The 22,133-nt window shown below is 49.7% G+C and carries 14 protein-coding genes; 6 read left to right on the top strand and 8 right to left on the bottom strand.

The window, feature by feature from the left end; all coding sequences use genetic code 11:
• Positions 1-17: 17 nt before the first annotated feature.
• From Q1B04_RS00780 to Q1B04_RS00770, 3 genes are all read right to left on the bottom strand, one after another.
• A complete protein-coding gene (locus tag Q1B04_RS00780; RefSeq protein WP_299754390.1) occupies positions 18-1,247 on the bottom strand; it encodes an exonuclease SbcCD subunit D C-terminal domain-containing protein in 1,230 nt (409 codons plus the stop codon).
• A gap of 247 nt (positions 1,248-1,494) precedes the next feature.
• A complete protein-coding gene (locus Q1B04_RS00775; RefSeq protein ID WP_299754388.1) occupies positions 1,495-1,902 on the bottom strand; it encodes a rhodanese-like domain-containing protein in 408 nt (135 codons plus the stop codon).
• 89 nt (positions 1,903-1,991) lie between these two features.
• Positions 1,992-2,297, bottom strand: coding sequence for a metalloregulator ArsR/SmtB family transcription factor (locus Q1B04_RS00770; protein ID WP_299754386.1), 306 nt, complete (start codon positions 2,295-2,297; stop codon positions 1,992-1,994).
• A gap of 283 nt (positions 2,298-2,580) precedes the next feature.
• On the opposite strand from Q1B04_RS00770, the gene Q1B04_RS00765 reads away from it, so the two are divergent.
• A complete protein-coding gene (locus Q1B04_RS00765; protein WP_299754384.1) occupies positions 2,581-3,867 on the top strand; it encodes a T9SS C-terminal target domain-containing protein in 1,287 nt (428 codons plus the stop codon).
• Between the two features lie 174 nt (positions 3,868-4,041).
• Positions 4,042-4,461 (top strand): hypothetical protein, encoded by a 420-nt coding sequence (locus Q1B04_RS00760; RefSeq protein ID WP_299754382.1) that lies wholly within the window; start codon positions 4,042-4,044, stop codon positions 4,459-4,461.
• Between the two features lie 71 nt (positions 4,462-4,532).
• Here Q1B04_RS00760 and Q1B04_RS00755 read toward each other — a convergent pair whose 3' ends face one another.
• Together Q1B04_RS00755 and Q1B04_RS00750 are read right to left on the bottom strand one after the other, a co-directional pair.
• Positions 4,533-5,381 carry a universal stress protein gene (locus Q1B04_RS00755; protein WP_299754380.1) on the bottom strand — a complete coding sequence of 283 codons (849 nt, stop codon included), beginning with the start codon at positions 5,379-5,381 and terminating at the stop codon, positions 4,533-4,535.
• Positions 5,382-5,638: 257 nt separating this feature from the next.
• Positions 5,639-7,855 carry a bifunctional alpha,alpha-trehalose-phosphate synthase (UDP-forming)/trehalose-phosphatase gene (locus tag Q1B04_RS00750; RefSeq protein ID WP_299754378.1) on the bottom strand — a complete coding sequence of 739 codons (2,217 nt, stop codon included), beginning with the start codon at positions 7,853-7,855 and terminating at the stop codon, positions 5,639-5,641.
• 271 nt (positions 7,856-8,126) lie between these two features.
• Between Q1B04_RS00750 and Q1B04_RS00745 the strand changes: the two genes are divergently transcribed.
• A complete protein-coding gene (locus Q1B04_RS00745; RefSeq protein WP_299754376.1) occupies positions 8,127-9,218 on the top strand; it encodes a mechanosensitive ion channel domain-containing protein in 1,092 nt (363 codons plus the stop codon).
• Positions 9,219-9,249: 31 nt separating this feature from the next.
• Positions 9,250-9,849, top strand: a complete 600-nt coding sequence (locus Q1B04_RS00740) for a DUF2179 domain-containing protein (RefSeq protein WP_299754374.1) — start codon at positions 9,250-9,252, stop codon at positions 9,847-9,849.
• 110 nt (positions 9,850-9,959) lie between these two features.
• Here Q1B04_RS00740 and glgB read toward each other — a convergent pair whose 3' ends face one another.
• Genes glgB through Q1B04_RS00725 form a run of 3 tightly spaced genes read right to left on the bottom strand, consistent with a single transcriptional unit; the run spans position 9,960 to position 17,641 of the window.
• Positions 9,960-12,269: a 1,4-alpha-glucan branching protein GlgB gene (gene glgB, locus Q1B04_RS00735; protein ID WP_299754372.1), complete on the bottom strand. Its 2,310-nt coding sequence runs from the start codon at positions 12,267-12,269 to the stop codon at positions 9,960-9,962.
• Entirely contained in the window at positions 12,262-15,597 is a 3,336-nt protein-coding gene (gene treS / locus Q1B04_RS00730; protein WP_299754370.1) for a maltose alpha-D-glucosyltransferase, read from the bottom strand. The genes glgB and treS overlap by 8 nt, the downstream gene beginning before the upstream one ends.
• Before the next feature lie 22 nt (positions 15,598-15,619).
• Entirely contained in the window at positions 15,620-17,641 is a 2,022-nt protein-coding gene (locus Q1B04_RS00725) for an alpha-1,4-glucan--maltose-1-phosphate maltosyltransferase (protein WP_299754368.1), read from the bottom strand.
• Positions 17,642-17,858: 217 nt separating this feature from the next.
• Between Q1B04_RS00725 and treZ the strand changes: the two genes are divergently transcribed.
• Both treZ and Q1B04_RS00715 read left to right on the top strand, forming a co-directional pair.
• Positions 17,859-19,706 carry a malto-oligosyltrehalose trehalohydrolase gene (treZ, locus tag Q1B04_RS00720; protein ID WP_299754366.1) on the top strand — a complete coding sequence of 616 codons (1,848 nt, stop codon included), beginning with the start codon at positions 17,859-17,861 and terminating at the stop codon, positions 19,704-19,706.
• A gap of 3 nt (positions 19,707-19,709) precedes the next feature.
• Positions 19,710-22,133: a DUF3536 domain-containing protein gene (locus Q1B04_RS00715; RefSeq protein WP_299754364.1), complete on the top strand. Its 2,424-nt coding sequence runs from the start codon at positions 19,710-19,712 to the stop codon at positions 22,131-22,133.

Here is a 22,133-nt window from a genome sequence, read left to right as displayed (position 1 = left end):
GTTATACTCCATACACTTCAACTCTCCTGCTCCTGCCCCATAAGCTCCAGCAGTTCCGAGAAAGTAGACAGCAACTCCGCATGGTCTGCATCAGGAAATGTACTTTGGCAGCGTTTCAGAAACACATCCTGCTCGCGGAGGGTATGCAAATCTGCTTCCTCCTGCACCTGCTGCTCCAAAGTTTGAGCGGCTTTCTGGATAATGGGCGGGCGGTGGATAAGCAACTGCAGTTCTCCGGCTTTCAGGTTTAGTACTTCCTCTAGCTGCTGGTTCATGTCTGGCAAGTATGACTCCAGTTCCAGCTGTACCTCTGCCCATGCAGTTAAAGTATAAGCGCTATTATCGTAGATGGCGAGTTGCTGTTTTACCTTGTCCAGAGAGCCTTTAAAGCGTACCAGCTTCCGGCAGCAGGGTATTTCCAGTTCGCGCAGCTCAGCCAGGTTACCGCTTTCAAAATCAAGTATAAAGACTACTTTTTTATCCGTTACCTCGCTAAAGCTAAGCGGAATAGGAGAACCGGAGTAGCGGATATGATAGCTGTTGTTTACCTGCTGCGGGCGGTGCAGGTGCCCCAGCGCTACATAATTAAACTCTTTCGGAAACTGGTCTGCCCCTATTTGGCCGAGGTTCCCTACATGAATCTCTTTCTCACTTTCGGAGGCGGAGCCGCCGGCGGCAAACAAATGCCCCATGGCTACAACCGGTATATTTTGCTGTCTATACTTTTGGATGTGCGGCACGAAAGCTTTGTAATGTGCGGCTATACCCTGCTTTATGCGCTGCTCCCGCTCCTCAAAGCTTTCGCCGGGCATTGAGAGCCTTACATCGCGGTCGCGGAGAAAAGGAACGGCACAAACTGCCAGTTGCAGCTCACCCTGTTCGTTTTTCAATTCAATAAGTTCATCCAGCGGATCTGAAGAAGCGCCACCAACAACATAAATATTAAAACACTCCAGCAGCTCTTTAGGTGCGTTTAAAGTAGAGATGGAATCATGGTTGCCGCCTGTAATTATAATATGGCGGCAGCAGGTAGCACATACTTTCCGCAGAAAATCATAATACAGTTTAAGGGCTGTATTAGAGGGTGCGCCATTATCGAAAACATCCCCGGACATTAAAAGCACCTCTACCCGCTCCTGCTCTATGGTCTGCAGCAGCCAGTTCAGGAAGTGCTGGTGTTCTTCGGTACGTTCCAGGTTAACGAGGCGCTGGCCTAGGTGCCAGTCTGAGGTATGTAGTACGCGCATGTTCTTCTTCTCCAATTCCGCTTCAAGTTACATCAGGATATAATGATATTGCAAGAAATTTAGGATTATTATTAGCCAATGCTCACTTGATTTTCTGGACCGCACTCTGTATGCTTTATGTAGTCTCTCTGGTAAGCATGTATAATTTTAGGTACAGCTTGCCTTAAGCTAGTATGATGATACAAAAAATTAAAGGGGCAGGAAATGCAAATGCCTTTCCTGCCCCTTTACAAGCTTGTAAAAGCTGTTACTGATTGTCTACATTTCCTTTTTCGGTTGGCAAGCCAGCTTCTTCTAGGCTTCTATAGGCGCCAAGATTATAGATATGCTTAAAACCAGCTTGCTTCATCAGTTCTGCGGCCTGTCCGCTGCGGTTACCGGATGCACAGTAAAGGTAGTATACTTTATCCTTGTCCCAGTTCTGCAAATCCTGTACAAAGTCGCCTCCTCTAAAGTCTGAGAGTATGGCCCCGTCCAAATGGCCGCTAGAAAACTCTTCGGGCGTCCGAACATCCAGTAGCACGGCTTTGCTGTTCATGTTTTGCTCTTTAAACGCATCCGGAGACATGTTTTGTACTTGAACCGGGCCTTGCGGCGTAGCTCCAGCGCAGCTAAAAAGTATGGCTACAAGTATGCTTATGGCTAATATTCTCATGTTTTATACTTTGTTAAATCTTCTAATTGTAAAGATAGATAATACCTGCCTTTTTATGCGCAAGAAAGCTTCATCTACTAAAGCCTGATTTATAGATTTCGCGCCCCGTAAATAACGCTGATAATATTGGTGACTGCGGAATCGGAAAGTGAATAGAACACGTTTTTGCCTTCACGCTGCGTATCTACCAGACCTTTGTCGCGCAGATTGGTAAGGTGATGCGACAGCAAAGACTGCTCTATCTGCAACACCTCCTGAAGTTGACTTACAGTCAGTCTATCGCGTTGCTCCAGCAGGTCTATAATACTGATGCGGACCGGATGTGCTACACACTTCAGCACGTAAGCGGCGCGCTCTAATTTTTTCTGGTCCACCCGAACTTTTAAGGTACCCATGCCATGTAATATTAAAGTAAGCTTATACATGAACATATTTTCATGTACTTAACTTTAGTACATCCTCAGCGTGCTTATAGTTCCTGATTTTACGCTGCTTGTACAAAATGAGTGCAATGCAGATAAGGGTTATCAGAAAAATACTTCTAAAAATTATTCACCAGCTGCTTGTTAAAAAATACTGTAATCAGATTGAACTAAAAGAAGAAGCAAAGAGTTTGGTCTGTAATTATAAGATATTAGTACAGCCTGATACTTAACACACTAACTTCTTTCCGAGCGAATGAAAACAACTTTTACGCTTGCCTGGCAGCTAGCTGCCTTATGTTGTGCCTTGCTGCTTATTTCTGCCGATGCTATGGCTCAAATAGGCATGGGACCACGCCAAAATAGTTATAGTCAAAATTTTGATCAGCTGCCCGCTACCGGTACAGCAACCTGGAAAAACGGCAACTATTTACTACCAGGTCTGGCAGTGTTCCGCTCAAAAAACGATACTATTATCACTGCCAACACAGGCCAGGGTAATACCGGAGGATTGTACAGCTACGGCCCTGCGAACTCAACTGACAGAGCTTTAGGATCGCTTAGTTCAAGTACGGCCGGACAATTTACTTATAACCTGCTGCTACAGAACAATACCGGCAACGCCATAAAATCTGTGGAAGTTAAGTATACCGGTGAGCAATGGCGTACTTCCAATAAAACTGCCCCGCAGCACACGCTCTCCTTCTGGTATGCCATCAGCAGTACGCCACAAGGCTTTAGTACCTCACCTACATCCGACAAAGGATGGATTGAAGTGCAGGAGCTAAAATTCTATGGCCCCAAGTTCTATTTACCCGGAGGGGCACATGATGGCAATGCCCCTGAAAACAAAGCTTTACTCCAGCACATGTTACAGATAGAAGTTCCAGATGGCCATTACCTGATGCTTCGCTGGAAAGATGCTGACGATATTGAGGCTGATCACGGTTTGGCCATAGATGATGTAACAGTAACATGGCATACCCAAACGGTAGATGTACCGGCACCGCTACCTGTTGAACTTGCTTATTTTAAAGTCACTGCATTTGGCACACAAGTAGAGTTGCAATGGCAAACAGCCAGCGAGGACCAAAACAGCCACTTTATGGTGGAGCGTAGCTCAGATGGAAAATTGTTTGAAGGCATAGGCATAGTAGCGGGCAACGGCACCACCTCACTTACAACAAATTACAGTTTTTACGACCAGGTACCACTGGCGGGCACCTCATACTATCGCTTAAAGCAAGTAGATGAAGATGAAAGCCTTACTTATTCTAAAGTGGTTGCCCTTACGAGAAAAGTGTCGCAGCAAGTACATGTATTTCCTACCATTGCCACACAGGAGTTACAGGTTAGCACAGGTATAAATCTACAGCAGGCTATAGTAATAGACCCTATGGGACGGAAAGTGCTGGATGTTAATTTACCTAAAACCGGATCAAATTATTCGGTTAAGGTAAACACCTTAGAGAGCGGAACTTATGTATTGGTGTTACTTGATGAAACCGGGAAGCGCCATGTAAGCAGGTTCGTGAAAAGATAAGCTCCTATATCCATTACTTGTTAAAAGCGTAGGGCTTATACTTCCTGGTTGTAGTATGTAACTCACAGCCATAATAAAGATTGGTTCTTTTGGTATTAAGTATTGAATTTAAAGTATGGTTTCAGCCTTTAAGGCTAAATTGTATACCTTTGAGTCTCTTAAAGCCTCAAATAAATGAAATCAACTTTTTTCAAGCTAACAGCAATATCAATTAAAAGCGCTTTTGTGGGTTCACTCTTGATAATGGCTTCGTGCCAACCCGCAGAAACAGAGCAGCAGGCAGAGGAAAGTAGCACTCCTGAAACTGAGACTGCGGTAACTAGTGCAGCCACTGAGAAAAGACCAGCGCCAGAATTCTTTGTGGTTCCGGAGGAAATGCTCAAAAAGCGCGTTTGGATCTGCGAGGATGGCCAATCGGATATTTTTCATGTGCAGCATGATTGCCCTGTTCTTGTGCAATGCAAAGGCAGAGGCTCTTTCAGGAACTTACTCATAACCAGAGCTATTGAAGATTACGATCGCTATAACTGCCAGGTGTGCAGCAAAGACCTTGACATTATATTTGACCAGGACGCGGTAAGGGTACTGAACTGATAAATAAAAAAGGCCCTGCTTTAGTAGGGCCTTTTTTACAAAGTATGTTTTTCTTCATCGGTGCTTCTGTTTTACTTTCCGTGCAGCACCAGCAGCGGCACTTTAGCCTGGTAGGTCATTCGTTCAGCTAGGCTTTGAGTGAACAGGCTCTTCAGAAAGCCTTTCTCTTTTCGCACAATCGCCATCACATCTCCCCCGGCTTGGTTATAATACTGCATTAGCCCTTCGTCGCGGTGCTTGCTGGTAATCTCCTGAAAAGTGAGCGGCACATTCGGGAACATGCCCTGTAGCTCCATCCTGAAAGCTGCGGCTTCCTCGCCATCTTGTTTATCACGCCCTTTCACCACGTGCACAACATCAATTTTGGACCCAAAGCAGCTTCCGAACTCCACTACCTCACTCATGGCAGCTATGTCTTCTTGGCTGTAGTCAGAAGCATATATAATGTGCTCTATTTTAGGAGTAGCAGCTTCTTTTGGTACTGATAACAGCGGGCATTTTACTTCCTCAATTACGGCTTCAGTGTTACTCCCGATTAGTAGCTCTTCCATGGTGCTGTCGCAGCCGGTAGTACCCATCACTATTAAATCGTAGCCTTCCTGTTTGCTTAAGCTTTCAGTTACATCTGTCAGCAGCGCTTCTTTCAGCAAAAAATCGCAGGTAAAGCCACCGTCGCGGTTAGCCCCAAAATTCTCTTCAAGTTGTAGTACAGTCGATTTAAGCTTGTTAGCTGCATCCTGCATCTGCTCCCCCAGCAGTTCGTTTGCCACTAACGCTGTTTCCGAAGTATCTACGATGGGTAAGTGCACCACATGCAAAAGCGTGAGGTGCGCCCCAGCATGCTGTGCTATATACACAGCATACTCCACAGCCTTCCCTGAAGTATCAGAAAAGTCCGTGGGACATAGTATTTTTCTCATTTTAGCGTTGGTTGTTTTGTCGTCGTATGTTTATACATACATTATAATAGATATAAATGGTTTAGCAAAAACATTGTTTAAAAATAAAACTTGCAACAAATTTGATGTAAGTTAATCAGTATTTTATACTAAACATCAAAGGTATAATGTAATAAACAGCAGCTTGATAATTACATCAAGCACTTAAAACTCAATTTAGACAAAGGCCCCACCTACTACTCTTGCAGCAGGTGGGGCCTTCATAGATTTATACTTTATCAACCTGTCATCAAGGCGCCTGTTGACTGCTCTTGTGCACTGTTTTGCAACAGACGGTCCAGCATTTCGCGGGCTTCCTGGCAAGTGTCCACATGGTATTTAGCTACCGAGGATGCGTTACCAACTTTGATAGTATAAGAGTTGCGAGGCATTGCTTTAAAAATATCCTCATCACCCCAATCATCGCCTACGGCCATCACAAACTTATGTGGAAACTTGCTGAGCCAGTAGCTCGATGCCTTACCCTTGTTTATTTCCTGGGCCTTGATCTCAACAGCCATCTGTCCATCCAAAACCTGTAGGTTACTGTTAGATGCTAAGAAGTTGAGATGGCTCACCAGTTCACGGGCTCGTAACTCTCCTAAACCTGTTTCTACACGGCGGTAGTGCCACACCAGCGAGTACTCTTTCTCTTCAATAAAAGATCCCGGAGTGCGGTCAACGTACAGGTCCAGAATAAGGCGTATATCTCTTTTCCAGTCATCCATCAGGCTTAGCATGGTTTGCCAACCTGTGCCGCGTTGCTTTATCCAAACACCGTGCTCGGCAATAATATCAATGTTGAGATGGCCCAGCCAGTCTTGCATGGTAGCTTTTTCGCGGCTGCTCATCACAACCACTCTGTTTTTCGGGTTGCTACTCAGGCGCTCCAGCAGCTCCATTAAATCATCGTCAGGGCGAGCCATAAGCGGACGGTGGCGATAGTCTACCAAAGCACCATCATACTCCAGGAAGAACAGGCGCGAGCTGGATGACTCGTAAGCGTTGCTCATTTCCAGGAAAGTAGACTCGTCGAGGTAAGTTGTAGCCAGTGACAATTGCTTGATCTTCACGTAAGACAGACGATCCATAAACATACTTACCCAGTGGTGTATGTTGTAGCGCTGCAGCGACTCCTGCATATTACCCATGTGCTGTACCTGCTGCTCCTCAGGCATAGTGAGCGACTGGTAAATAGCCTCTACCATCTGATTAATATCATTCGGATTTATAAGGATAGCATCGGAGAGTTCTTTGGAAGCGCCCGCCATTTCACTAAGTATAAGCACACCCTTTCGATCTAGCTTACTGGCAACGTACTCTTTACACACCAGGTTCATGCCATCGCGCATTGGAGTTACCAGCGCCACATCAGCCATACGATAAAATGCAGAAAGCGTCTCTAATGGATAAGAGCGGTAGAAGTATTGTATTGGGTTCCAGCTAATGTGGCTGTACTTGCCATTAATACGGCCTACCAGTTCGTCTACCTCTTCTTTCAGTTCTTTATACTTTTCTACAGCGTCGCGGCTGGGCACTACCAGCATCAGCAGGGTTACCTTGTCATGAAACTCAGGATGCTTCTCCAGGAATAGCTCAAAGGCATTAAGGCGTTGCGGTATACCTTTGGAGTAGTCCAGGCGATCAATGGAAAGTATGATTTTCTCGGCATTGAGGTTACCACGGTAGATGCGCTCGCGCTTCTTTACCTCCTCCAAGCCAGCTGTTCCGGCATACTTCTCATAGTCTATCCCCATCGGGAAAGAGTCTACTAACAGCGAGCGGCTTGGCGTGTTGATCCAGCCGTGCATACTGCCGTAGCCTACAATCCTGTTTACAGAACTGAGGAAGTGGCGCATGTCATCATAAGTATGGAAACCGATGAGGTCGGAGCCCAACATGCCTTCCAGCAACTGCTTACGCCAAGGCAGCAGCCTGAAAACTTCGTAACTAGGGAACGGGATGTGCTGAAAGAAACCAATGGTGCTTTCGGGCAATTTTTCGCGCAGCATACTTGGCAACAGCAGCAGTTGATAATCGTGCACCCAGATAGTATCTTCCGGACCAGCCTGCGCCACTACTGCATCACAGTATTTCTGGTTTACCTCAACATAGGTCTCCCATAGTTGTTGGTCGTAAATGGCGTATTGGCTGAAGTAATGGAAAGTAGGCCACAGCGTTTCGTTGCTGAAGCCCTCGTAAAATTCTTTAATCTCGGTTTCGGTGAGAAAAACAGGATGCATGTTTTCTCCCTTGATGTCTTTGGTGATCTGCTCTTGCTTTTCCTCCTCGGTTACTACCAGGCCCGGCCAGCCAATCCAAAGATTGTCTCCCTTTTTGTAGATGGATCCCAAGCCTGTGGCCAAGCCCCCTTCGCTCGTTTTATAGCTCAGTTCTCCGTCTTTCTCTTGCAGTTTAACAGGTAGCCTGTTAGAAACAATAATCAGTTTTGCCATGCTCTGTGGTATTTTCCCCGGCAGGCAGCGCAGCAAATGTTCAGGCGCAGATAGGAACTGCGGCTGTATGCCGGGGTATAAGTTTATCTCCAGCGGTTGACACACATCAACCTACCTCCCATACGTAAAATCAACGCCTCACGTTCTCTAATATAGGTAAATATCTATTAAGAAATAAACTCTTCTACAACTTATGGTGTCAGTGCCTGCCCATAACCCTTGGCAGCTATAAAGAGTATCTCCCTTCACAGAGTGATTTTTATGAATACGAATGGAATACTTAAAAGCTTGGCACGAACAGTTTGAGGACCTTCTTGGCGGACTTGCTGTGGTGGCTGTGGCTGTGGTGGCAGGGATTATTACAAAGTACCTGATCTTTAAGGTACTGAACATCTATAACCGCCGTGAAAACCCTTACTTCTTTAAATCGATTACCAAACATTTAAACAAGCCGCTGGCACTGTTTATACCTCTGCTGTTTGTTTCAATTGCGCTTCCGGCCTTGCCTTACCCTGAAGCACTGGTGCGAAACCTGCGCCGCCTAATAGAGATTCTGAATATTGTTGCCTTTGCTTGGATACTGATAAAGCTGACGGATGTTGCCCGCGATCTGGTCCGAAAAAAGTATAACATTGAGCAAAAACCGGATAACATACGCGAGCGAAGGCTAATAACGCAGTTGCAGTTTCTGCGCAAAGTCACTGTAGTTACCATTATTTTCCTGGCCGTGGCACTTGTACTTCTGAGTTTCGAACCGGTGCGCAAACTTGGCACAGGCTTGCTTACCTCGGCGGGTGTTGCGGGTGTAGTAATTGGGTTTGCAGCGCAAACATCTATTGCTAACTTGTTGGCTGGCCTCCAGATTGCCTTCACACAGCCTATTCGTCTGGACGATGTGTTGGTGGTGGAAAATGAGTTTGGGCGCGTAGAAGAAATCACCCTGACTTATGTCGTGCTGAAGCTGTGGGACAACCGCCGCATGATTCTGCCGCTCAACTATTTTATACAGAAGCCGTTTCAGAATTGGACCCGCACCGGCTCCGATATACTTGCATCCGTGTACCTCTACACAGACTATACCATGCCCATCGAGCCCCTAAGAAAAGAGTTTGAACAGGTACTTGCCGCCACCAACTTATGGAACAAACAGGTATCGGTGCTGCAGGTAACAGACTCTAAAGAGCGTACCCTGGAGCTACGTGCGCTTATGAGTGCGCAGGATTCGGCCACTGCCTGGGATTTGCGCTGCTACGTGCGCGAACAGCTTGTTAACTTTATACAGCGGAATTACCCGGAGGCGCTGCCCAGAACACGCAGCGAGTTTGTGGGAGATAAATTACCCCCTTTGGCTGAGCTTTCGTAACTTGAGGCTGCCCATTTAAAAGTATAACCCTATGGATTTTTTTGAAGGCATAGACCCAGCAATAGTAGACTGGGTTATCATACCTACCCTTATTTTTCTTGCCCGCATCTGTGATGTTACCCTTGGCACGCTGCGCATTGTTTTTATCTCTAAAGGAGATAAGATTGTGGCACCCTTACTGGGTTTTCTGGAGGTGTTGATCTGGCTTGTAGCTATTACACAAGTCATGGAAAACCTGAGCAATGTGGCTTCTTACCTGGCTTGGGCCGGGGGGTTTGCCATGGGTAATTTCCTGGGGTTGCGTGTAGAGCAGAAGCTGGCGCTGGGCCAAATGGTAGTACGCGTTATAACAGTAGAGCCTGCCAACAAGCTGATTGACATACTAGCTGGTTATGGCTACCGGTTTACCTGTATTGATGCCCGGGGCACGCGCGGCAAAGTAAACCTGCTTTTCCTGATCGTAAAGCGCAAAAAGCTACAGCACGTCCTCGACATTATCCGTGATTACAACCCGCAGGCTTTTTATTCTGTGGAAGATGTCCGCTCTGTTTCAGACATTGACTTGCCTCAGGGCGAGAATGAACGGCAGGTAAGTCTGCGCAGGTTCTTTCCTCTGCGCAAGGGTAAATAGCGTTTCTGAATAGTTGGCTTTGATCAGCCACACACAGTTATAAAAAAGGAGCCGCCGCAAAGTATAAGTTAATCTTTGCGGCGGCTCTATTTTTATTTTTATACTAATCTTTAATCTCCGTTTACCAGCTTAAAGTATACTACTGCCATTGGCGGCAGTTTAACAGTAAGAGAGTATGGATGCCCATGAAACGGCTCAGGTTCTGTGTGAACCGGCTCCATATTATGCGCGTCGCTTCCGCCATACCGTCTGTCGTCTGAGTTAAAGATCTGCGCCCATTTGCCTGCATGCGGAGTCCCGATACGGTAATGCTCGTGCAGCGCCGGCGTAAAATTACAGATCACCAGTATCTCCTCTTGCGGATTGTCTCCTTTGCGCAGAAAACTCACTACGGAGTTGTGCGCATCGTTCATGTCTACCCACTGGAAACCTTCGGGGCTGAAACTGTGCCAGTACATAGCGGGTTCTGCTTTATAAATGGCATTGAGTTCACTCAGGAGCTGCTGTATCCCTTGGTGAGGAGCATACTGCAGTAAGTGCCAGTCCAGGCTACTATCATGGTTCCACTCGGTGGCCTGCGCAATTTCACCGCCCATAAACATGAGTTTGCCACCAGGGTGAGCGTACATGTAAGCGTACAGTGCGCGTAAATTAGCAAAGCGCTGCCACTCATCTCCCGGCATCTTGCCTAGCAGCGAACCTTTACCGTGCACCACTTCATCATGCGACAGTGGCAACATAAATTTCTCTGAAAAAGCATACACAAGGCTAAATGTAATCTCACCCTGATGATAGCGGCGATAGACAGGATCTTTAGAAAAATAGTGCAGCGAATCGTGCATCCACCCCATCATCCATTTCATGTCAAAGCCAAGACCGCCATTCTCTACAGGACCCGTCACCGCTGGCCAAGCCGTTGATTCTTCCGCTATCGTTAGTACTTCCGGGAAGTTATCATGCACTGCGTGGTTAAAATCTTTTAGCAAGGAAATTGCCTCCAGGTTCTCGCGTCCGCCATGCTCGTTCGGTATCCATTCGCCTTCTTTGCGGCTGTAATCTAAGTATAGCATAGAGGCCACAGCATCTACACGCAGCCCGTCCACATGGTATTTATCCAGCCAGAAAAGCGCGTTGCTGATCAGGAAAGAACGTACCTCGTTGCGGCCATAGTTAAAGATGTAGCTGTTCCAGTCGGGATGGAAGCCTTTTCTAGGGTCTGCGTGCTCAAAAAGATGCGTGCCGTCAAAGTATGCCAGACCGTGCTCATCCGAAGGAAAGTGTGACGGAACCCAGTCCATAATGACACCGATGCCATGCTGATGCAGCACATCAATCAGGTGCATCAAGTCTTCAGGTGAACCAAGCAGGCTGTGTGCGGCAAAGTATCCTGTTATCTGATAGCCCCACGATCCGCTGAACGGGTGGTACATAACCGGCATAAATTCCACGTGCGTAAACCCGAGGTTCTTTATATACTCTGGCAGTTCCTCAGCCAACTCCCGGTAGGTAAGCGGCCGGTTGTTATCTTCAGGTTTGCGGCGCCACGAGCCCAGGTGCAGTTCGTATACGCTAAACGGCTGCGGCTTTCCGGCCTTACTTTTACGCTCATCAATCCAAGCCTGGTCCTGCCACTCATACTTTAGCTCGCTAACTATGGAGGCAGTTTGAGGCGGCACTTCACGGCAGAAAGCAAACGGGTCGCTCTTCTCCACATGGTACAGGTGATACTTAGATTTGATGTGGTATTTATACATCATACCGGCTTGTACTTCAGGCACAAAACCCTCCCAAATACCGGAGCCGTCGTGGCGTACGTGCAACTGGTGGTTTTCGCGGCTCCAGCCGTTAAACTCTCCCATTACCGATACCTGATCAGCGTTTGGAGCCCAAACAGCAAAGTAAGTTCCCTGCCGCCCCTGCAGCTCCATCGGGTGCGACCCTAGCTTGAGGTACAGGCTAAAATGCTTGCCTTCCTTAAATAGGTAGATATCAAAATCCGTGAAAAGACTGGCATACCACACCGGCTGATCCTGCTGCTGATCTGGAGCAATAACTTGGGCAGTCTCTTTTACCTCGGTGGCAGACGCACTTTTAGCGCGCCCGCGGGTTTTTGCCTTCACCACCTCCTGCACACCGCCTTTAAACGCTACCTGCACCGGAACCTCTTGCTCACCGCCTTCAGACTTTTTGGGTCTCCCGCGCTTTTTGGAAGACGCTGTTGCAGGTGCTCCCGCTTCTGCTGCGGGCGCATCCGTCGCTTTTTTGCGGGTACGCTTGGCTTTAGCCTCTGCCTTCGCCTCCTCAGCTGCCATTGGCTCTTCCTTCTTTTTGCGGGAAGTAGCATTTTTAGCTTTAGCAGCGTCCGTTGCTTTGCTAGTATCGTTGGTCTCGGGGGATATGCTTTCTTTTCTCTTAGCCATTCTTATACTTTTTCATGATGTACTTAATGCCTCTGATAGGGATGAGCACCCAATCCGGACGGTTATTCAGTTCATAGCCCAGCTCATAGATAGCCTTCTCTAACAAGAAAGTATGTATCAGGATCTCAAAGTCCTCTTCCTTGGCCGGCACAATGCCGGTGCCCATGGTTTTACCCAGGTAGCTGTGCATGTAGAAGCCGCTTGCGTAGTGGTACCACTGCTCGGCCCAAGCCTCCAGGTAGTCCACATCTTCTTTACGAAGCCCTTCTTCCTGGAAGAGGGCGCTATAAGCGGCATAGTGGAAAGAGCGGATCATGCCTGCCACATCGCGCAGTGCTGACCGCTTCAGGCGGCGCTCACTAAAGGAGCGTGCCGGTTCACCCTCAAAGTCAATAATGTAGAAATCCTTGCCTGTAAACAGCACCTGCCCTAAATGGTAGTCGCCGTGCGTGCGGATTTTCTGTGTATCGATTTTATGGGAAAAGATCATTTTCAGGCGCTCCAGAATCTCGCCTCGCATCTGCAGCACTTCCTCTGCCTCGCCGCGCACATGCTCCGGCAAACCTGGCAGGTGTTTCTGCAAGCTATCAAAGTTGCTGCGCACCAAAGAGGTTAGCGATGAGTACAGCGAACGCTGGTAGTGCAGCGAGAAATTCTCCGGGGTAAAGTCCTTGCTATCAGTAATAGAGCCTAGCGCCAGGTGCATTTCTGCGGTACGCTGCCCCAGCAGTTCCACGCGCTCTACATGGGCACCACCAATCTGCAACTGCACCTCCTCCGGAATCTCTGAGAATGCCAGCGGCCTGGAAAGTGAGCCCGAAACCGCACTAACCTTCACACGGTCTGTTTGCGTTTGCAGGCGTTCATAGAGCCTTTTTAAAGCGTCGCCCATATAAGTCCAGGCATCGCCTTGGTTAGGCACCAGTTCCTGCAGCATCATCAGCACCATAGGGGGCTTGTTCCCCTCCTGATGCTCCAGCGACCCCAGGAAGCGCGGCACATGGCCATAGCCTACCTTATCCGTCAGCATCTGCACCACTTCCACATCCGGGTTCAGGGTGCGGTCCAGTTTACGGTACACCTTCATAAAGAAGGTATTGTTGTAAATGATGGAGGTGTTGCTTTGCTCGGCAGATAAAATTTTAGAGGTTAACGGACTTTCTGAGCTACGAATCTCAGTGCTGACACCCCGGTGGCTGTAACCAACCAGTTCTGCGCCGTCGTGGCGTAGCTTTTTGCGTCGCGAAATTAGCTGCAGCAGCATCTGACGAAAATCCTCACTGTAGAGGGCGTCATACAGCACACCGTCTTTGCCGTCTATACTTACGCGGCTAATAATGGCGTTAGGGTTGTGGTCGCGCAGATCCTGCTCCTGCTCGCCGGTGGCAAACGCTATAGGCAGCTGGTATACTTCCGGAAGCCCTTCGTTGTAGCTGACCTCCACAAACAACAGCGCTGCGCCACCCTTACTTAAAGGGAGCGGTATACTTTGCAGTATCTGCATGCGCTGCAACGTGCGGGCCTTGCCTCCGAACCAGCGGCGCTGCCAGATGTACTGCGGCAGTACGCGGCTTTCCAACTCACGCAGGATACGGGAATCGAGCGGCTGCTTCAGGCTTCCCATTTTCATAGCTGGCCTTGCCTGGTCCTTTTCAGACTCCTGCACTACCTCCTGCGGGCGCAGCTCCATCCAGTAATAGCCGTGGCCGCCGATTGTAAACAGGTAAGCATCATCTTTGATGGACGGAAACTTATTTTTGCTGAAAACCTCCATCGGCACATAGCCTTTGTACTCGTGCAGGTCCAGTTCCACTGCCTCTGGGAAGCGCGATAAGTTGGCGATTACAAGTATGGTTTCGTCCTCGTACTCGCGCACAAAAGCCAACACTTTGGAGTTGCTCGGGTTCAGGAATTTTATACTCCCGCGGCCAAACGCTTTGTAGCGCTTGCGCATGTTAATGGTGCGGCGCATCCACCAGAGCAGCGAGTTGCTGTTATGGTTTTGTGTATCTACGTTGATAGATTCATACTTATACTCAGGGTCGATGATGACAGGCAGGTACAGTTTCTGCGGATTGGCATCGGAGAATCCTGCGTTACGGTTATCGTTCCACTGCATCGGGGTACGCACGCCATCGCGGTCGCCGAGGTAGTAGTTATCGCCCATCCCAATCTCGTCGCCATAGTATACCACTGGCGTTCCGCGCATCGAGAAGAGCAGCACGTTCATCAGCTCTATCTTCGCGCGGTCGTTGCCCAGCAGCGGGGCCAGGCGGTGGCGTATACCCAGGTTAATGCGGGCCATCGGGTCCTTGGTGTATACTTTGTACATGTAGTCACGCTCCTCGTCGGTCACCATTTCCAGCGTCAGCTCATCGTGGTTGCGCAGGAACATGGCCCATTGGCAGCTTTCCGGAATGGCCGGTGTCTGGTTAAAGATATCGATAATCGGGTAACGATCCTCCATCTTTAAAGACATAAACAGGCGCGGCATGATCGGGAAGTGGTAGTTCATGTGGCACTCATCGCCATCGCCAAAGTAGGAGGCAGAGTCTTCGGGCCACATGTTTGCTTCCGCTAACAGCAGTTTCCCGGTATGCTTCTGGTCTACGTGTGCGCGCAGCTTCTTTAAGAACTGGTGGGTTTCGGGCAGGTTTTCACCGTTGGTTCCTTCGCGCTCAAACAAGTATGGCACGGCATCCAAACGGAAACCATCCACGCCTAAATCAAACCAGTAATCGAGCACCTTAAACACCTCCTTCTGCACGGCTGGGTTGTCGTAATTCAGGTCGGGCTGGTGCGAGAAGAAACGGTGCCAGTAGTATTGTTCGGCCACAGGGTCCCAGCTCCAGTTACTTTGCTCGGTATCTGTAAAAATGATACGCACATCCTTATACTTGTTCGGGTCATCGCTCCACACATACCAATCCCTGTACTTTGAGCCTTTTTTTGCCCGACGCGCCCGCTGGAACCAAGGATGCTGGTCGGAAGTGTGGTTTATAACCAGCTCCGTAATCACCTTCAGCCCGCGCTTATGCGCTTCGCGCACAAAAATCTTAAAGTCCTGCATCACCCCGTAGCTTGGGTTAATGCTCAGATAATCGGCAATATCGTAGCCGTCGTCGCGGAGGGGCGATGGGTAAAAAGGTAGCAGCCAGATAGCAGTTACTCCCAAGTCTTCGAGGTAATCCAGCTTCTGCATCAGACCTTTAAAATCACCGATGCCGTCGCCGTTGCCATCTTTAAAGGCTTTTATGTGCAGTTCGTAAATGATGGCGTCTTTATACCAATGGATGTTGTCGTCAAGCTCGAATTTTTCGTCAGCCATAGTTGTGGTCAAAAGGGTTCTTTTATTCGTTGGTGTGGTGCTCTGATGGCAGCCAGGTATCGTCTAAATTATCGTGCCCCATGCCAGGGCTGGCTTCCTCTATACGGAAAACGTGCACTGGCATTTCGTTCGGCCGCAGCTCCACGAAATTAAACTCGCCGGTCCAGGTATATTTACGCTCAGTTAGCAGGTCGTGCACCATGTACTGCTTGTCCGGTTTCATTTTCAGCTTCCAGAGCGGCACTTTTACCCAACCGCTTTGGGTCTGGTGCGGGTCTAGGTTAACCACTACGAGTATCTTGTTTTTATAGTCGCTGCTCCACTTCACATAGCTAAGTATGGCTTGGTTGTCGCAGTCGCCGAAGTGTATGTTCCAGGTGGTTTGCAGGGCCGGGTTTACCTTCCGGATTTTGTTGATGAGCGTGATCACCTCCCGTATTTTCGTCAGCTTGCCCCAGTCCCAGTGCTTCACCTCATACTTCTCGGAGTCGTAATACTCTTCCTTACCCGGCACTGCCTGGTTAATACCGAACTCATACACGGGGCCGTAGAGGCCGTAGTTGGAGGAGAGTGTCGCCGCCATCACCACACGCGTAATGTGCGCGGGTTCACCGCCCTCCTGCAGGGCAGAAGGGAGAATATCGGGTGTGTTTGGCCAAAAGTTCGGGCGGAAGTACTCGCGCAGCTCTGTCTGCGTCAGCTCCGTCATGTACTGCTTTATCTCCTCTGCGGAGTTGCGCCAGGTGTAGTATGTATAAGATTGCGTGAAACCGATCTTAGCCAGTCGCTCCATCACGCGCGGACGGGTAAAAGCCTCGCTCAGGAAAATGACCTGCGGATACTGTTTGTGAATCTCTGCTATCACCCACTCCCAGAAGCTGAAGGCTTTGGTGTGCGGGTTATCAACCCGGAACACAAACACGCCTTGCTCAATCCAGTGGAAGAGCACGCGCCGCAGTTCACGCCACAGGTTTGGCCAATCCTCGGTTTCGAAGTTTACCGGCAGCACATCCTGGTATTTTTTGGGTGGGTTCTCGGCATACTGCACCGTACCGTCGGGGCGCCATTTAAACCACTGCGGATGCTCTTTTACGTAAGGGTGATCCTGAGAACATTGGATGGCAAAGTCCAGGGCAACTTCCAGCCCATGCTCCCGCGCCTGGTGCACAAACTCCCGGAACTCATCCAGTGTGCCCAGCTCAGGAAGTATGGCGTCGTGCCCGCCCTCTGCAGCGCCAATAGCCCACGGCGAGCCTGGCTCACCTGGCTCAGAGGTTACAGAGTTATTCTTACCTTTCCGGAAAGCATGTCCAATCGGGTGGATAGGCGGCAGGTAAATAGTATCGAAACCCATCTCGGAGATGCGTGGCAACAGACGTATGCAGTCTTGAAAAGTGCCATGCTTGCCGGCCTCCTGCGCACTAGACCTCGGAAAGAACTCGTACCAGGCGCTGAAGAGCGCTTTTTGCCGCTCCACATCCAGCTGCAGGATTTTATCATACGTTGTTACGTTCTCTTTCTCGCAGCAGGCGTGCATCAGCTCGCTCACATCGCTGCCGGTGGCAAAGGCAACATCCTCGGCATGCGACTGGCTGTGGCGCAGCTGCTCTGCCCATTTGCGCAGGCGCTTCTGCTGCCCCGGCTTGGATTTCTCGGCAGCGGCCTCCATCAACTGGGCGCCTATCTGCAGCTCAACGGTAATATCCTGGTTGGCTTCAAACTTTTTCTTCAGCCCTTTCTGCCAGCTGTAGAAATGATCCACCCAGCCTTCGATTGTATATTCAAAACGGCCCATGGCATCCGGTGTAAAAGAGCCTTGCCAGCGGTCATTTCCTAAAAACTCCATCGGCACCTCATTCCACTTTTTCCTGCGGGAGTGGCGGTATAGCAGTCTGGCTTTCACCTCGTCGTGGCCATCGGCAAACACATCGGCGGTTACAACCAGTTCCTCCTCTACCACACGTTTGGCCGGATACCTGCCGCAGTTGATCTGAGGTTTTACATTTTCAATAACAATCCGTTTTGTTCCTTCGAGCTGTTCCATTAAGATATACTTATACTTTAACCGTTGTACGTACCCCATCTAATATAAATATGTTTCGCCTTATATACCTGTTTCTTTTTCAGGTCTCTGTCAGCAGCCTGTGTTATGGCGCAAATCCTCGAAAAAATTTAATTTCACATACTTGCAGACCTGTTAGAAATGCACAACCTAATACGCCTAAAGTGAGTTAAAACGTGCTGAGTAAATCCCTGATTATATGGCCATACTTAGACAAATAGGAGCGCAGTACTCCGCTGATAAAAAAGGAACCGTTTTTACTGTTTGGGCACCAAATGCCAAGCAGGTACATATACTTTTACATAAACCAGAACCTATACAAGTACCGCTGCAGCGCGAGGCCATGGGCTACTGGACCGCCCTGAGCGAGTTCGCCAACCCCGGCACCCGCTACACGGTGATGCTGGATGAAGAAACAGAACGCCCTGACCCGGCTTCACATTTCCAGCCTGAGGGTGTGCACAAAGCCTCTGAAGTGGTAGACCACACCTCCTTTACCTGGACGGACAAAAAATGGAAAAACCTGCCGCTGCACCAGTATATCATCTATGAGCTGCACGTGGGCACTTTTACCCCGGAGGGCACTTTCGAAAGTATGATTGAACGCCTGCCGGAGCTAAAGGAGCTTGGCATAACAGCCATCGAGCTGATGCCGGTGGCGCAGTTTCCGGGCAGCCGCAACTGGGGCTACGATGGCGTACTGCCATTTGCTGTGCAGAACTCTTACGGCGGCCCCGAAGGGCTGAAGAAACTGGTAAACGCCTGCCACGAGCAAGGGCTAGCCGTGGTACTGGATGTGGTGTACAACCACATGGGCCCGGAAGGCAACTACCTCCACGACTTCGGCCCATACTTCACTGACAAGTATAAAACGCCCTGGGGATCTGCCCTTAATTTTGACGACAACCACTCCGACGCCGTGCGCAACTATTTTATTCAGAACGCCCTGATGTGGCTGCGCGACTACCACATTGATGCCCTGCGCCTGGATGCCGTGCACGCGATTTACGACATGGGCGCCAAGCATTTTCTGCAGGAGCTGCAGGAACACGTGCAGGAACTCGAAGACCAGGTAGGCCGCGACTTTATACTTATCGCCGAAAGCGACCTGAACGATGTGCGCCTGATAAACTCGATGGAGCGCGGCGGTTATGGATTGGATGCACAGTGGAGCGATGATTTTCACCATGTAATACATGCGATGGTAACCGGCGAACAGGAAGGCTATTACGTAGGTTTCGGTACGCAGGATCAGCTGGCAAAGGTCATGAAAAAGGCTTTTGTGTATGACGGCTTGTACTCAGAGCATCGCCACCGCACGTTTGGCAACAGCACCGAAGATAACCGTGCCGAGCAGTTTGTGGTTTGCTCCCAGAACCACGACCAGGTGGGCAACCGCATGTTGGGCGAGCGACTTTCGGATTTGGTTGATTTTGAAACGCTGAAAGCAGTGGCCGGCCTGGTTATACTTTCGCCTTACCTGCCCATGCTGTTTATGGGAGAGGAATACGGGGAGAAGAATCCGTTTTTATACTTTGTAAGCCACGGCGACAAGGCTTTGATTGAGGCTGTGCGCAAAGGCCGCCGCGAAGAGTTTAAGTCGTTTGCCTGGCAGGGCGAGGCCCCGGACCCGCAGAGCGAGAAAACATTTAACCAATCTAAGCTCAGCCGAAGCTACACAGAAAATACGCAGCAGAACCAGTTGCGCGAATTCTACAAACGCCTGCTTCAGCTACGTAAAAACACCGCTGCCTTATCCAAACCAGACAAAAGCAAAGTGCTGGCGCAAATCAGCGACGAAAAGGTGCTCCACCTCATCCACCAGACGAAGGAGCCGTACCTGTACTGCCTCTTTAACCTGCACGATTCTGCTCAAAGTATAAACCTGGCTCAGCCTGAAGAAAATACCGGCAACTGGAAAACTATACTTCACTCAGCGGCTGCGGAATGGGGCGGCAGCGGAAGCGAGCTGCCTGATGTGCTGGAGCAAAAAGCTGAGGTAACACTGCCGCCAAAATCTGTACTTATACTTCAACAACAGTTTTAAAGTATGACCAAGTATATCTGCATACACGGGCACTTTTACCAGCCCCCGCGCGAGAACCCATGGCTAAATGAGGTGGAGCTGCAGGAGTCCGCAGCGCCCTACCACGACTGGAACGACCGGATTTCTGATGAGTGCTATGCCCGTAACTCTGCCTCGCGCATACTTAACGGCAAAGGCAACATCGTGGATATCATCAACAATTACAGCTACATCAGCTTTAATTTTGGCCCTACCCTGCTGGAGTGGATGCAGAAGAAAGATCCGGAAACGTACCAGGCGATACTGGACGCAGACAAGCAAAGTATGAAACGCTTCTCTGGCCACGGCTCGGCTATTGCGCAGGTATACAACCACATCATTATGCCGCTTGCCAACGAGCGCGACAAGCACACACAGGTGATTTGGGGCATTTATGACTTTAAAAAACGCTTTAACCGCGACCCGGAGGGCATGTGGCTGGCCGAGACGGCAGCAGATGTACAAACCTTGGAAGTGCTGGCCGAGCATGGCATCAAGTTTACCATCCTGTCGCCTTACCAGGCAAAGGCCTTCCGCAAAATAGGGGACAAAGAATGGACCAACGCCGAAGGTGCCCAGATAAACCCGCGCCGGCCTTACCTATGCAAACTGGCTTCGGGCAAAGAGATCGTGCTGTTTTTCTACGACGGGCCGGTATCGCAGGGGATTGCTTTTGAGGGGCTTTTAGAGCACGGGGAGGATTTTGCACGCCGCCTAGGCAGCACTTTTGAAGACCCCATCAAAGAGCCGCAGCTCATGCACATCGCCACCGACGGCGAAACCTACGGCCACCACCACCGCTTCGGCGAAATGGCGCTTTCTTATGCCCTCAACCATATTGAAGAGGAGAAACTGGCACGGATCACCGTGTATGGCGAGTACATGGCCAAACACCCTCCCAAGCACGAAGCCCAGATTATTGAGCCGAGCTCCTGGAGTTGCGCCCACGGTGTGGAACGCTGGCGCAGCAACTGCGGCTGCAACACTGGCGGCCACTCCAGTTGGAACCAGGAATGGCGAAAACCTGTGCGGGAGGCTTTTGATTGGCTGCGGGACCAGCTTACCCCATACTTTGAAGCCGAGCTAACCAAGCTAAGCGCCGACCCTTGGGCCGCCCGTAACGACTATATTCAGGTGATCATGGACCGCTCTGAAAAAAATGTGACCAGTTTTATTAAAAGCCATACTTCTTGGGAGCTGACCAAAGATGAGCAGGTGCGTTTCCTGAAACTGATGGAAATGCAATACCACACCTTGCTGCTTTACACCAGCTGCGGTTGGTTTTTTGATGAGGTAACCGGCATTGAAACCGTGCAGGATATTCTGTACGCCGCCCGTGCCCTACAGCTAGCCCACGACCTGGGCAGCCGCGACCTGGAGCCGGAGTTTACGGAGCGCCTGAGCGTTGCCAAGAGTAATTACAAGGACCGAGGCGATGCCGCAACAGCTTATCAGAAAACGGTAAAACCAACCATGATCGACCTGCTGCGCGTAGGTGCCCACTACGCGGTGTCTTCCCTTTTCCAGGACTTTACCGAGGTGCTGGAGCTTTACAGTTACACCGCCGCTTCCGAGGAGTACGAGAACATACAGGCAGGACGGCAGCGGCTGGCCATGGGCAGGGCAACCATCAAAAGCAAAGTAACCTGGGAGGAAATTACCATTACCTACAGCGTGCTGCACCTCGGCGACCACCAGCTTTTTGGCGGTGTACGCGAGTTTATGAGCCACGATGAGTACAACAGGCTGCAGCAGGAACTAAAAACAGCCTTCGACCGCGGCTATGTCAGCGAAGTGATCATGCTGCTCGACAAGCATTTCGCATCGCATAATTATTCGTTCTGGCACCTTTTTAAAGATGATCAGAAAAAAATACTCGATCAGGTGCTGGCGCAGACAATGGAAGGCCTGGAGAACGATTTCCAGCAACTATACGACAACAACTACTCCCTTATCTCTGCCATACAAACCATAGGCATGCAGATGCCGCGCCCATTGCAAACCACCGTAGATTATATTGTAAACACGCGCCTGATGCGCGAGTTTGAATCGGAGGAACCATCGGCGCCGGAAATAAAGCGTTTGCTGGAAGAGGCCAAGCGCATGAAGGTAACCTTAAACCACGAGGACCTGGAGTTTGCCCTGGCGCAGCGCGTGGGCCTCATGATGAAAAAAATAAAGGTGCATCCGCAGGATATAGCCACTATGGACCGGCTCATCGCCCTGCTGGAGGTAGTGGATGGCTCCAAGCTTGAAACAGACTATTGGCAGGCCCAGAACATCGCTTTCCGGATGCAGCAGGACGGCTACTACGATTTAAAGAAACTAAGCAAGCTCGGCGACAAAGAAGCCGCCGCCTGGACTCAGAAGTTCGAAAAACTCTACTTAAACCTCAATCTGAAAGTATAA

This window comes from uncultured Pontibacter sp., assembly GCF_947495565.1.
Lineage (GTDB): Bacteria > Bacteroidota > Bacteroidia > Cytophagales > Hymenobacteraceae > Pontibacter.
The sequence above is the reverse complement of the archived record's forward strand: the minus strand, read 5'-3'. Positions and strand labels throughout refer to the sequence as shown.

What these genes read in the sequence shown, in the direction of transcription:
- Q1B04_RS00780 (WP_299754390.1), bottom strand. Translation starts at nt 1,247, where the DNA reads ATGCGCGTACTACATACCTCAGACTGGCACCTAGGCCAGCGCCTCGTT.
- Q1B04_RS00775 (WP_299754388.1), bottom strand. Translation starts at nt 1,902, where the DNA reads ATGAGAATATTAGCCATAAGCATACTTGTAGCCATACTTTTTAGCTGC.
- Q1B04_RS00770 (WP_299754386.1), bottom strand. Translation starts at nt 2,297, where the DNA reads ATGGGTACCTTAAAAGTTCGGGTGGACCAGAAAAAATTAGAGCGCGCC.
- Q1B04_RS00765 (WP_299754384.1), top strand. Translation starts at nt 2,581, where the DNA reads ATGAAAACAACTTTTACGCTTGCCTGGCAGCTAGCTGCCTTATGTTGT.
- Q1B04_RS00760 (WP_299754382.1), top strand. Translation starts at nt 4,042, where the DNA reads ATGAAATCAACTTTTTTCAAGCTAACAGCAATATCAATTAAAAGCGCT.
- Q1B04_RS00755 (WP_299754380.1), bottom strand. Translation starts at nt 5,381, where the DNA reads ATGAGAAAAATACTATGTCCCACGGACTTTTCTGATACTTCAGGGAAG.
- Q1B04_RS00750 (WP_299754378.1), bottom strand. Translation starts at nt 7,855, where the DNA reads ATGGCAAAACTGATTATTGTTTCTAACAGGCTACCTGTTAAACTGCAA.
- Q1B04_RS00745 (WP_299754376.1), top strand. Translation starts at nt 8,127, where the DNA reads ATGGAATACTTAAAAGCTTGGCACGAACAGTTTGAGGACCTTCTTGGC.
- Q1B04_RS00740 (WP_299754374.1), top strand. Translation starts at nt 9,250, where the DNA reads ATGGATTTTTTTGAAGGCATAGACCCAGCAATAGTAGACTGGGTTATC.
- glgB (WP_299754372.1), bottom strand. Translation starts at nt 12,269, where the DNA reads ATGGCTAAGAGAAAAGAAAGCATATCCCCCGAGACCAACGATACTAGC.
- treS (WP_299754370.1), bottom strand. Translation starts at nt 15,597, where the DNA reads ATGGCTGACGAAAAATTCGAGCTTGACGACAACATCCATTGGTATAAA.
- Q1B04_RS00725 (WP_299754368.1), bottom strand. Translation starts at nt 17,641, where the DNA reads ATGGAACAGCTCGAAGGAACAAAACGGATTGTTATTGAAAATGTAAAA.
- treZ (WP_299754366.1), top strand. Translation starts at nt 17,859, where the DNA reads ATGGCCATACTTAGACAAATAGGAGCGCAGTACTCCGCTGATAAAAAA.
- Q1B04_RS00715 (WP_299754364.1), top strand. Translation starts at nt 19,710, where the DNA reads ATGACCAAGTATATCTGCATACACGGGCACTTTTACCAGCCCCCGCGC.